General features: G+C 44.7%; 9 protein-coding genes and 3 tRNA genes. 5 read left to right on the forward strand and 7 right to left on the reverse strand.

Translation table 11 applies throughout. From position 1 onward, the window contains the following. Nucleotides 1-55: 55 nt before the first annotated feature. The 3 genes from QUB14_RS23765 to QUB14_RS23775 all read right to left on the reverse strand — a co-directional run bounded on the left by QUB14_RS23765 (nt 56) and on the right by QUB14_RS23775 (nt 1,950). Complete coding sequence (locus QUB14_RS23765) at nt 56-367, reverse strand: HD domain-containing protein (RefSeq protein ID WP_333219868.1); 312 nt, start codon at nt 365-367, stop codon at nt 56-58. Nucleotides 368-429: 62 nt separating this feature from the next. Further along, nucleotides 430-858: an NUDIX domain-containing protein gene (locus tag QUB14_RS23770; protein WP_333219866.1), complete on the reverse strand. Its 429-nt coding sequence runs from the start codon at nt 856-858 to the stop codon at nt 430-432. 36 nt (nt 859-894) lie between these two features. Next, on the reverse strand, nt 895-1,950 hold the full coding sequence (locus tag QUB14_RS23775) for an adenylate/guanylate cyclase domain-containing protein (RefSeq protein WP_333219864.1): 1,056 nt from the start codon (nt 1,948-1,950) through the stop codon (nt 895-897). Between the two features lie 551 nt (nt 1,951-2,501). Between QUB14_RS23775 and QUB14_RS23780 the strand changes: the two genes are divergently transcribed. Beyond that, a complete protein-coding gene (locus QUB14_RS23780; RefSeq protein ID WP_333219862.1) occupies nt 2,502-3,635 on the forward strand; it encodes a class I SAM-dependent methyltransferase in 1,134 nt (377 codons plus the stop codon). Between the two features lie 321 nt (nt 3,636-3,956). Continuing rightward, nucleotides 3,957-5,660 (forward strand): lipoxygenase family protein, encoded by a 1,704-nt coding sequence (locus tag QUB14_RS23785; protein ID WP_333219860.1) that lies wholly within the window; start codon nt 3,957-3,959, stop codon nt 5,658-5,660. 126 nt (nt 5,661-5,786) lie between these two features. On the opposite strand, the gene QUB14_RS23790 is transcribed toward QUB14_RS23785, so the two are convergent. The 4 genes from QUB14_RS23790 to QUB14_RS23805 form a co-directional block, all read right to left on the reverse strand. Beyond that, the gene (locus QUB14_RS23790; protein ID WP_333219858.1) at nt 5,787-6,938 is read right to left on the reverse strand and encodes a fatty acid desaturase; all 1,152 of its coding nucleotides are present in this window, start codon (nt 6,936-6,938) and stop codon (nt 5,787-5,789) included. Nucleotides 6,939-7,259: 321 nt separating this feature from the next. Further along, nucleotides 7,260-8,525: a glutamate-5-semialdehyde dehydrogenase gene (locus tag QUB14_RS23795; RefSeq protein WP_333219856.1), complete on the reverse strand. Its 1,266-nt coding sequence runs from the start codon at nt 8,523-8,525 to the stop codon at nt 7,260-7,262. Between the two features lie 4 nt (nt 8,526-8,529). Further along, nucleotides 8,530-8,934: a hypothetical protein gene (locus QUB14_RS23800; RefSeq protein ID WP_190663244.1), complete on the reverse strand. Its 405-nt coding sequence runs from the start codon at nt 8,932-8,934 to the stop codon at nt 8,530-8,532. Nucleotides 8,935-9,181: 247 nt separating this feature from the next. After that, a tRNA-Gly gene (locus tag QUB14_RS23805) sits at nt 9,182-9,253 on the reverse strand. A gap of 648 nt (nt 9,254-9,901) precedes the next feature. On the opposite strand from QUB14_RS23805, the gene QUB14_RS23810 reads away from it, so the two are divergent. From QUB14_RS23810 to QUB14_RS23820, 3 genes are all read left to right on the forward strand, one after another. Beyond that, nucleotides 9,902-11,719 carry an ABC transporter ATP-binding protein gene (locus tag QUB14_RS23810; protein ID WP_333219854.1) on the forward strand — a complete coding sequence of 606 codons (1,818 nt, stop codon included), beginning with the start codon at nt 9,902-9,904 and terminating at the stop codon, nt 11,717-11,719. A gap of 200 nt (nt 11,720-11,919) precedes the next feature. Further along, a tRNA-Tyr gene (locus QUB14_RS23815) sits at nt 11,920-12,001 on the forward strand. 73 nt (nt 12,002-12,074) lie between these two features. Beyond that, a tRNA-Thr gene (locus tag QUB14_RS23820) sits at nt 12,075-12,146 on the forward strand. Nucleotides 12,147-12,530 lie beyond the last annotated feature (384 nt).

Below are 12,530 nucleotides of genomic sequence, written 5' to 3' on the forward strand. Positions count from 1 at the left end.
GCACTTTATTCTCGCTCGCGCGCTCGAAACCTTTCGCGACGCAATATGCACTCGATTATTCAGCAAGCCCTAAATAAGCTGCATAAGCTTCTCCTTCTATTTTGGTAATCGCCGCGATCGCCGATACTATAACTTCAGGAAAACCTTCGCTTCTAAGTTGCTCAAGGGTAAGTTCAGAATCTTCCACGGCATCATGTAGAACCGCTACGATTTTCTCCTCTATAGAGTTTACATTTTCCATTACAAATAGCGGATGATCGAGATAGGGACTGCCTGCCTTATCAACCTGCCCCTCATGAGCTTTGGCTGCGATCGCGATCGCTCGTTGTAATAATGATTCGTAATCTGAATTCGTATTTGACAACATAGTCAAGAAGTTCTGTATTAAAGTTTCAGTCCCCTCGCCGGGAAAAGGTAGTGTGAAAGTTTTTATTTTAAATATTCCTGCAACAATTTCCAAGCCATTTGAGTCCCCTCACCTGCGTTGACTTTTTCAAAGTATACATCTTTTCTCAAAACTACCAAACCCACACCTTCTTTGATTTCTATTTTATCACAATCGCTAACTCTTGCCAAAAAAAGGTGGTTTTTTTGTAAAATCTTTATATTATTTTGGGTGAGTTGGTGAGTAAAAGTTGTGATAAACTCCATTTTGTAATAATTGGTTGTGAGGCAAGTTTCTTCCTCCATTTCTCGCAGGGCTGCTTGCTGTGGACTTTCTCCAATGTCCACGCCACCACCAAAAGTAGAAAGCATTCCTTGACTAGCAATACCTGGAATATTATCTCGCAGTTGTGCGCCGATCTGACCGTTGGGGAGCCTGAGAAAAATGCGAACTATTGACTGAGGAATATTCATATTATCGAGGAAATAACAAAAATCAAAAAAGTTGATCTATAGTTTTCTAATTTCCCTCCAAATTTTCATAATCCAATTGTACCCCGCAGCATACAAAGCCAGTAACTTATTGATAAAACTTTGCCAAATAGAACCTTCCCTTACCTCAGCAACTTCTTCGATTTCCACGGGCAGCGGCGGCATCCCGACTACTTCATACAGCGGATATTGGCCACTTTTCCCCGGAATTTGCACGGATACGCACTGATTGACGATCGCCAATTCTTTCACTTCCTGATAAGTCTCCTCGGAAATCAATAAACTTGTTCCTACTTGCTTGTTCGCAGCTTCAATCCGGCTCGCCAAATTCACCGCATCGCCGATCGCCGTCACTGTCTGATTTTTCAAAGCCCCCAAATTCCCCACAACCACCCAGCCGCAGTGAATCCCAATCCCAATCCGCAATTGGTGACGGTACAAATTTTCAAAATAGGGATTGAGTTTCTCTAGTTCCTCCAGCATTTCCACCCCAGCCCTTACCGCTTGTTCGGCCGCCTTGTCAGGATTTTCCAACCCAAACAGGGCCATTAAACCGTCACCCATATAATTATTAATCATCCCGCCATTCCGGTTAATCGCAAAACCCATTTTTTGGAAATAGCGATTTAAAACATAGATTACGTCGTAGGGCAACAGCGATTCTGCAAAAGGCGTAAATCCTCGAATATCGGCAAACAAAATCGCAATTTTTTTCTCTTGACCCACAGGAGGAGAAATCAACTTTCCCGCCATTTCGTCGTTAAATGATTCCAAGTCTTCAGAATCGATCGCCAGTCGGCGCAAAATCACCTTGCCGCCCGCAACCTGCGTCTGACAAGCCAGCCTAATTTCCGGTTCTAAACGCAATTTTTTCGCGAGTTCCTCTTCCGGCGAAGTGCGGGGAGAACAAAATTCCAAACCTTCGACAATTAATACCCGGCAAGTCGAACATCGGGCGCTACCGCCGCAGATGTGGGTGTGGGGAATGTCGGCACGCAGAGAAGCTTCGAGAATTATATCGTCGTCGTCTATCTCGATCGTGCGATCGTCCGGCAGATAGTGAATCTGTGGCATATGTAGCGCGTCTAGCTAATTAGCGAGGAATCTCGCGGACATCTTTTATTGCAGCGAACCTGTATGGAAACCCGGTTTCTCGGTATTTTTTCTGTATCCCTGATTCCTTAACTATAAGTCGCGATCGGCATTTGCTTCTCGTTGTGTCAGCTCAACCCCCCAAATGACAACAGTTTAAAAAAAGAAAGCAACTCTAAGCAATAGTCCAACTCTTAGCTCATCATTCATTCTAAATTCTAAAATCTAAAATGGTATAACTGAACACTAAAATCTTCATAGCACCGTGAAAATACCCCCATTCAAGCTGTGGAGCTAATCTAAAATCTAAAATCTAAAATCTAAAATGGACTGACATAATTCTTAATAAAATTAATATCGCCCAAACCCCTATAAATCCGTTATCAAATCCCCTTCAACGGCCATATATTTTTAGGATTTTGGGAGTTTTGGTATGCAAACCTTACTTGGCAATAGTTTCAGCTTTTTGGCTCTCTAACCACCAGCCAATTTTCGTGAGATAGAATAGCAGCATCTTTAAAACCAGTATAACCATGACTTCATCAACAGCCCTACAAAGCATCGAAAAACACATTCCCATCGTGGGAAATATCCATACCAAAAGTCCGATCGCCTACGGAGCAACCCGCCTCGCAACCAGTGCAGTTAACACGCTGCAAATGGCAGTAGCAGAGTCTTACATCAACGGCTTAGAAGTACCGGATTCTGTATTGCGATCGCTTTTTGATACCTGTATGCCCGTATTGTTTAAGCATTGTCCCTCCCTGCTTGCCCCATACGAATGGGTACTGACAGAAACAGACCGCACCGCCGAAGGATCCCGGGATTTAATGAAAATTCACTACGACTTGCCTCAAGCAATGCTGAATCCGATGTTAGGCGACGGCAAACTCATTTATCCTAAATACACCATGGGGTTGTGGGAAAAAGGAGCGGCCAACCTTGAACAATCGCAAATGCAGATGATTGATGATGTGATTGAGAAGCTAGACATTCAGGATGGCGATCGCATTTTAGACTTTGGTTGCGGTTGGGGTTGCGTTCCCAATTACATTCTTTCCAAATTCCCCAATGTCCAGTTTACTGGCATTAACCTCAGCCACAACCAATGCGAGTATATGCGTCAGAAGATGCAAGACCCCGAAAGCTACCTCAGTTCCGGTCGATTTACCCTATATGAAGGCGATTTGAACGACGCCAACTTCGAGACCAAATTTGACAAAATTCTCTCCATCGGAGTTTTTGAGCATATAGGCAATTTAACGAAGGGTTTCCAAAAGCTTGCCTCTTTCCTGAAGGATAACGGCAAAGTTTTCATTCACATTATCACAGTCCGCATTCCCAACAATATGTCCAGCCCTTTCCTCCACAAATACATTTTCCCCCACGGTCGTATCTGGAAATACGATGCCGTTGCCAGCCACAACAAAGACCTCAAAACGATAAAAAACTGGTATCTCAACGGATACAATTACTCTACAACCTTAGTTAATTGGCTGAAAAATTTTGATGATTCTCAGGCAATAGTCAAAGATTTAGACTACGGCATGGACTATGGCAAATTTCGTCGCATCTGGCGGTTTTTCTTGATTTGGGCGGAAACTCTTTTCGCGAGTTGCGATGGTGAATATATCGGCAACGGCCAATATTTAATGGTTCGTGCATAACCGCTAATCAGTAGACCAAGCTCAAAAAACCGAACACCCCGAACCCCGACATCTCAAAGAAGTCGGGGTTCTCAAGTGCGAGCTACTTATCCGCAGAATGAAACCTTTCTATGTCGATTTAGGGGGCTCGAGAACTGTTGCCTTCTTTTGAGAAATTTTTCTGAGTTTAAAAAAATCCGGAATAAGATTATTGCTCGGTGAATAAGACCTATATCAAGCGTGAGCCTGCACAATACTTTTTAAATTCCCTCCTCGATCGGTAGTGATGATCTCCGATCTTTTACTACAAAAAGAGAGTTGATTTATACAATGGTAGACAATATGAAACCTTCTCTTCCTCAAGACGACCCGAACCCAGAACAGCGCAAAGATTCCTTGAATCGTCAGCAACAAGCTTATCAGTTTGACTATGAGAGTTTATCACCTTTGGCATTATTGAAAGATGTGCCCGCAGTCGAGAATTTTTCGAGTAAGTATCTTGCAGAACGCATATTAGCAACATCGGAACTTCCAGCAAATATGCTGGCAGCCGATTCGAGAACTTTTCTCGATCCTCTCGACGAACTCCAAGACTATGAAGACTTTTTTACTTGGCTGCCGCTACCTGGAGTTGCCAAAATTTACCAAACCGATCGCTCTTTTGCTGAACAGCGCCTGTCTGGAGCAAATCCAATGGTGCTTCGCCTGCTAGATGCGAGCGATCCTCGGGCAGAAACACTGGCACAACTTTGCTGTTTGCAGCCATTATTCGATCTTCGCAAAGAGTTACAGGACAAAAACATTTACATTGCCGATTATACAGGTACTGACGAACACTATCGCGGGCCTGCGAAAGTTGCAGGAGGAACCTATGAAAAAGGCAGAAAATACTTGCCGAAACCACGGGCTTTTTTCGCTTGGCGGTGGACAGGAATCCGCGATCGCGGTGAAATGACACCTATTGCCATTCAACTAGATCCTAAGCCCGGTAGCCATCTGTATACCCCATTCGATCCTCCTATCGATTGGCTGTATGCGAAACTCTGCGTACAAGTAGCAGATGCTAATCACCATGAAATGAGTTCCCATTTAGGTCGAACTCATCTGGTGATGGAACCAATCGCGATCGTCACCGCCCGACAGTTGGCTAAAAATCACCCGCTTAGCCTGCTGCTGAAACCGCACTTTCGCTTTATGTTGACCAACAACGATCTGGCGCGTTCTCACTTGATCGCTCCCGGCGGGCCCGTCGATGAATTGCTAGGCGGCACCTTGGCGGAGACAATGGAACTGACTAGAGAGGCGTGCAGTACATGGAGTCTCGATGAATTTGCCTTGCCCGCTGAACTGAAAAATCGGGGAATGGATGACCCCAATCAACTGCCTCACTATCCTTACCGAGATGATGGATTGCTGCTGTGGGATGCGATTGAAACCTTTGTATCGGGCTATCTTAAATTCTTTTACCCGACAGAGATCGCGCTCGCGCAGGATATAGAACTGCAAACCTGGGCTAAAGAATTAGCGTCTGATAACGGCGGTAAAGTCAAAGGAATGCCAGACCACATTGACACAGTTGAACAATTAATTGCAATTGTCACAACTGTAATTTTTACCTGCGGCCCACAGCATTCAGCAGTCAATTTTCCCCAGTATGACTACATGAGTTTTGCCGCCAATATGCCCTTGGCCGCCTACCGGGACATTCCTAGAATTACTGACTCGGGTACTCTAGAAGTGATTACGGAAAAGGATATTTTACGGTTACTTCCTCCGTACAAACGAGCGGCTGACCAACTGCAAATTCTGTTTATTTTGTCAGCTTATCGGTATGACCGTTTGGGTTATTACGATAAATCTTTCCGGGAACTCTACCGGATGAGCTTCGATGAAGTTTTTGCGGGAACGCCGATCCAACTTTTAGCCAGACAGTTCCAGCAAAATTTGAATATGGCAGAACAAAAGATTGATGCCAACAATCAAAAACGAGTCATTCCTTATTTTGCTCTCAAGCCTTCGTTGGTGCTAAATAGTATCAGTATGTAGAATTAAAAATTCAGCAGGATATCTCCAAGTAAGGTGTGCAGTACACACCTTACTCTGTATTGGTCGTTAGCGTCGGTTTTTAGTTGTAGTCTGGGGGAAACTTGTGAGCGTAACTGGTGTATTTAGCTATGGCAAAGGTGTTACAGCAGAATTATCAAGAGGGCAATTTACCGAAGTTTCCCCTAAATAATCAGTTAACGTAACTTCATCTTTGTAATGCCGAGGAGTTTTCATTAACAATTGCCAAGCTTCACCAGCATCCAGTAAATTCATCCGCCCAGGATAGTGAATTTGGATCAACTCTTGAACCAAAGGGTAATAGTCTGAGTTAAGACTAGGGAAAATATGATGCTCCGTGTGATATGAAAAATTGAAATGCAACAAATCAACTATTTTGGGAACCCGTATTGAAAGACTATTAATCAGCGGGTCATTAACACTCGTCATCCGACAAATCAGGTGATTTGTGTAGATATAAAACATTGCAACTGTATGACCGATTGCTAAGGGTAGCAAGTACCCAAGAACGATTTTTAGCGCATGAAACTCTAAATAGAATAAAATGCTAAAATGCAGGCATAAAACCGCAAACAACTCAAGAGCAATTTTCAATCTATCTTTCTGACTGACTGTGAATGCAGCGGGCACATAATCCACAATTTTATTATTAAACAATAGGCTCGACGAGAGGTGGCAAAATTGATGAAATAACCACGATGCTGGAAGTCCTACTATTAATAACCAAGATGGATTATCAATCGCTGGCGCAAAGAAATTATGAATCCATTTTCCCCAACTATTCGGCTGGTGGTAAAGGTAATTGCGATCCGGATCTTCTAGATAATTTGTTTGACTGTGATGTACAATGTTATGAACATATTTCCACTGAGTAGAAGGCATAAACATCATTGCAAACCCTAGAAAACTAATTATATGATAAGTCATACGAGACTTTTTATTGACGCTACCGTGCATGAAATCATGGGCGAAAAATCCCATAGTTACGATACTATTACCCATAATTAAAGCTAAAGGTAAATAAAGCCATAGAAGATAGATGGGCCACTGATCTAGACAATCGGCAATCCCCCAACCCAGTAGCAAAATGGCCATATTAATGAACAGTATAACCAACTTGCTAGAATCGGGTTTAAAGGCTTCTGATGGCAGGAGTGGGCGCAATTTCTTAGCGTATACTGAGTGTGGAATTAGCGTTTCTTTGCCTAAAGTCGGCGTTGCAGTCTTGTCTACAGTATTGAGTGATTTTTCGGATTTCATGTGATCGCTAAGAGTATTTTCATGTGACTTAATAAGTTTCTAAATTTAATTAGATCCCGTACCCGATTTGAGATTGAACCCACACATAAATCCGGCGGCTTATTGTTAGGATGCGGAGATTTTATCGGTCTCCACTGCGGCTATCCGGGAGCTTGTGATCAAATTGCTTTATATCAAGGCTGCCTGATTGTTCTACCCAGATCTTATTGTATCCTATAAAAATATTTTTGGAACAACTATTAAAGGCTTACCTATCGATAATAGTCTCCCACTTTTCACTTGGGTTTAATCCCCATAACCAATTCTAAATAACCTATAAGATTAAAAAAGTCCGTTTCCTTGAACAATTTCTTTGATTGTCGTCAGTGTATCTAACCCGATCAATCCCCGGCGATAACCTTTTTGGTTGGACATTCCCAAAAATATCGCATCTCCCCGATTTTGATAGCGCCAAAACCGAGGTGAGGCATTAATAAAAGTTGAGGCGCTGTTAACATCCAGAGCAAATTGGCGACTTTCTAAGTAAGATTCAGTGGCGATGCAGTCAGCGTGGCCGCTGCTGTAGCGGTTGATCCAGCCGATCGCAATCTCTAAACTATCGACAACTTTAAACGCTATGGTTTTGTTTAAATAAGGTTGAGTCCACTCGTATGGTTCCGCCAGCTTCAAGTCGGGGAAATCTGCCACGAGATCCGCATCACCGCTAATTTGAAAGCCTTTTTCTTTTAAACTGTTCCACAGCCTGACTAAGGAAGAAGGCTTTTGGTTGCGATCGATCAGCACTTTCTCGATCGCATTAACAGGATCGGGCACGCTTTGATGGCTGTCCAAAATCATCCACCTTGCCATCTCCAAACTGCCAGTCGGTGACCAATAAAGGTAACAATTTCCCATAGCCGACCTCAAAACGGGTGCTGTGCACAACCTCACCACCTGCTGCACCAAACTTGGCCTGCCGTAGGGAATAATTAAATTGAGATATTGGTCTTGAGTGACCAATTCTCGGATCGAAGCGCCCCGATCAGGCGGCAGTACCTGCAAACATCCCGAGGGCAAACCGACCTCATCCAGCGCCGAAACCAAAGCTTCTCCAATTACTGTATTAGTTTGCCAGCTTTCGCTGCCACCTTTAAGAATCAAACTGTTAGCGCTTTTGAGAGACAAACCCGCGGCGATCGCCCCCAACTCGGGAAACGCCTCGTAAATTAGAGCGATCGCCCCCAGTGGCAGCGACTGACAGTAAACTTGACACCGATCGACCTGATAAGAAGCATTGATCACCCTACCGATCGGATCTGGCATTTCCCCCAACCGTTCCAGAATTTGCACAGTTGTCTTGATCCGTTCCGGCGTCAGCTTCAGCCACTCCACGATCAACTCGGGAATCGCCATGTCCCGACTTGCTTCTAGATCCAGAGTATTTGCTTCTAAAATGTCATTTTGCCGGCGTTTCAGCCAGCCCGCCATCGCCTGCAAACCTGCCGCGCGATCCGCACTCTTTGTCGCAGCCAACTCCAAAGAAGCTTGATAAGCGCGACGCGCGACATTTGCGGCATCTGATGAATGGGTAAAATCCTCTATTATCATCTAGCTAACGCCTGTAAGCGAGCCATACCATCAGCGCCGGCAGCATTGCTAGCAGCACGGCCACCATTGCCCACAGAATAATATTGGGGCCCGGCGAGTGCAGCGCCAAGGGCAACCAAATCACTAGCGGCACCAATATCATACCCAAAGCCAGTGGCAAATAATGGGCCTTCAAACCCGGATGCGCTCTGTTCCACTGGTTCCCTGTCCACCGCCAAGCCTGCTTGTAAGGATAGTTCGTTGATAGTTGCTCAATCACGTATCCACTTTCGTCCAATACAAATATTTGTTGACAGCGGTTGCATCCAAAGGCTTCTGTCAACGTTATAGGCACTAGACGACCCCGGCGTCGGCAAGGACAGGGGTACTCATCATTTAAGTCAATCTTTGGAACTTTTTGAGATGGCACTAGCGATCAGATAAAAAAAGCGTTTTTGCAAAAATAATCGTTAACATATCCAGTTAATCAAACTTGTCAATTCCGCCCTACCGAGGCTTTCAACTGCCTGTTCCGAGATATGTCCGACCGGCAATTTTGACTTGCAAGTTCTGCATTCAATCTTACCACTAACTTAGGTATTTTCAACCATCATTAGGAGTATACCGAAAACTTTCTCGCTCTACTTTCCCCTTTCCTTGATGTTTTTATCTTCTAAAGCGGGTGACGCGATTCGAACGCGCGACATTCACCTTGGCAAGGTGACGCTCTACCACTGAGCTACACCCGCATTTCCTGCGGTATTAACAATATTGTCTCAATTCTCGAAATTTGTCAAGTCTTTTTAGTAAGTTTTTTTCAGAAACCCAGTAAAAACCCCCAAAGCCTATCCCCAACTGAAATTTCAGCAGCCAGATCATTAACCAAATCAGTAATTGCCGTGAAATTTGAGCGCCATCGGCCGACGGCAAAGCTACAATCAAGCTGGAATTGTGGGAGAACACTGTCATGTCAGATTTAAATCGCGGAATCATGAAGTTCAAGGGAGCTGACAGTCCTATAGCGATCGCCATTTCGGCGATTGTCATTGCCGGCGGAATAGGCTTCTTGATCTGGTGGGCGCTGCAATCAGCCTACACCCTCAGCTAACAGACTACTCAAACGTAAAACTTATAAGGTCTTGCTCAGAAGGCAGAATTTAAGAAAAATTCTGTCTTTTGCATTTTTTTGCCCTTCGTCTTGAATTTATTGCCTAGGAATGCGGATCGATTGCTGACGATCGAATGATTGCCATAAATCACCCGATCGGGCGAGTCACTAGCATGATCCCAGATGACTGCCCGTTCCACTACTTTTGTAGTACAGTTGTAAACAAGGCGCGCCGAGAGCGCAGTTTTAGATGCAAGTGTTTGCAAGGGTTGTATCTCAACAAAAATTTATGGCAAGCTTTCAGGACATTTTCCAATACTACAGTCGCTACTGGAAAATATCAGTTTACAGCATAGGCGCATCGAGCGTTTTGGCGCTAGCCGATTTGCTTGTTCCCTACGCGATCGGTCAAATATTAAACGTATTGTCGGGTCAACCTACAGATACAGTAACGCAAAAACTCATAACAGCGATCGCCTCTGTTACCCAGCACTCACCCAGCAAAATATTATCGCTATCCATCTTGCTGGGTATAATTTTTCTGGTAACAGTCGCCAAAGCACCCATACAGCCTTGGGTGGCAAATTGGTTCCACTGGGCGATACCATTGAGGGCGAGGCGCGATCGAATGAGAGGCGCGATCGGCAAAATCCTCACCTTACCCCTAGAATTCTACGACGAAAACAACGCCGGACGGATTGCCAGCCGCATCGCCAAAGGCATCGCCAACCATACTTGGACTTACCCAGAAATTGCCGGCGAATTCATCCCCGAAGTCGTGCGCTTAATCGGCATTTTTGCCGTTATCTGCTTAATTGAGTGGCGGATTGGCTTATTAATTTTGGTTTCATTCCTATTTATCCTCAGTTTCACCTTAAAAGGCTTGCAAGGGGTGACTGCGCGGGAAGAAATTCTGGATGAATACATCGAAGATACCGAAAGCCGCAACTCGGAAATTATCACCAACATCAAAACAGTCAAAGCTTTTGCGACAGAAAGCGATGAACTCAAAAGGCAAACCACCAGACTCGATCGCGAATTAAAAGTCGTGATCCACCGCATTCACAAAGGATACGTCACCTTGGGGGCATACCAGCAGACGATCGTCCAGTTGTGTTTGTTTTCAGTTCTCGGTTTTAGCCTAGCCGCCACGGTTGCAGGCAAAATTTCCCTCGGATATTTTGTTACCGTCTACACCCTAGCAAGCATGGCATATTCCCAACTGCGTCCGATTAGCATTATCGCCGAATTATTGGCGCGGCGCTATTCTTCAATGATCCGGTTCCACGAGTTTATGCAAACGCCAGACGGTGTTGATGCGGTTAATTTAGCAGAAAATGCTCGATCGGCGTCGCCTTATAAATTTACCGGCAAAGTTGAATTCAGCGGTTTGACATTCGGGTACGACAGTCAAAAACCCGTTTTGCAGGATGTGAATTTATTGATTCATCCCCGTCAGACTGTAGCATTAGTCGGGCGATCCGGTTCCGGAAAATCGACTTTAGTTAAACTTCTGTTTCGCTACTTTGAACCGAACTCCGGCAGCATTCTGATCGACGGCGAAGACATTCGCAGCTTAGACGTGACTCGCTACCGCCAGCGTTTAGCCATTGTCCACCAAGAAGTAGACGTTTTTAACGGTACTTTGCTGGAAAATTTGACTTACGGAAACAGAAATGCAACTTTCGAGCAAGTTGAGGATGCTTGTCGCATTGCCAAAGTAGACGATTTTGTGCGGCTGTTGCCCCAAGGTTACTATACCGTGGTCGGGGAGAGAGGAATGCGGTTGTCCGGCGGTCAGCGGCAGCGGTTGGGGATTGCGAGGGCGCTGTTGGTGGAGCCGGATGTGTTAATTTTTGATGAGGCTACTTCTAGTTTGGACTATGAGTCGGAGCGATCAATCCAGCTAGCCATGCAGAATATCCTCGGTACGCGCACCACCATAATTATTGCCCACAGACTGAGTACAATTCGCGAAGCCGATACGATCGTCGTACTCGACGGCGGTAGAATCGTCGAAATTGGCAGCCACGAAGAACTCTTAAACCAACAAGGCATTTACCGCCGCCTGCACTCCCTGCAAGAAACCGGAGAATTAGTGAATTAGGGATTTGGATTAACTCTAGACTTAGGGTGCGTGCTCAGGGCAGGCACCAAGCCTAGACTTAGCAATGCGTACCTGAAACAGTATTCTATTTTCCGGTCTGCCCTAAATGACTTATGGTTTCTCTACTTAATCATTAGAGTTTTAAATATAATGTTGCAAATAAAGATTCAGGTGCTAGGATTTATAACTGTGATGGAAATGGGTCGATGCCCGAGCGGTTAATGGGGGCGGACTGTAAATCCGCTGGCTACGCCTACGCTAGTTCAAATCTAGCTCGGCCCACCTCAATTTAATAAAAAGTTAAAATTTAAGAATTAAAAATTAATTTTTTAATTGGAGATTCTTAATTTTTTATGCCCGTGTAACTCAGTGGTAGAGTACCTCCTTGGTAAGGAGGAAGTCACGAGTTCAAATCTCGTCACGGGCTTGCCTTTTAAGCCATACAATTCCTTACTCCAGCTCGGAATATTCTAGAGCTTGGTTACTCTGGCAGAGTAGTTACCGCAAGGTGATACATAACTACCAATTGCTAAATCTTCGCTAGGTGTGTAGGGATGCTGTGTAACGCTGTGCTACGTATCGGTTCCCTTGATTAGAGGCCAGCGAAGCTTAAATCTATCCCGAAAAGAATCGCAGAGATTATAGTCTCCAATTAGGTGCTCATCAGTTTCGTACAATTCGGGAAAATACGGGCTAGAACCGCTTTTCAGTAGCTTTTGCCTTACTAACCAGCCAACAGTTGCCGTCTGCTCTCAATATGGTGGACTTGTCCTCCTTGTGCTATGCTCCATCGTAATTTCTAAAGCTTGTC

It is taken from the genome of Microcoleus sp. B3-D2, from assembly GCF_036705345.1.
GTDB lineage: Bacteria > Cyanobacteriota > Cyanobacteriia > Cyanobacteriales > Microcoleaceae > Microcoleus.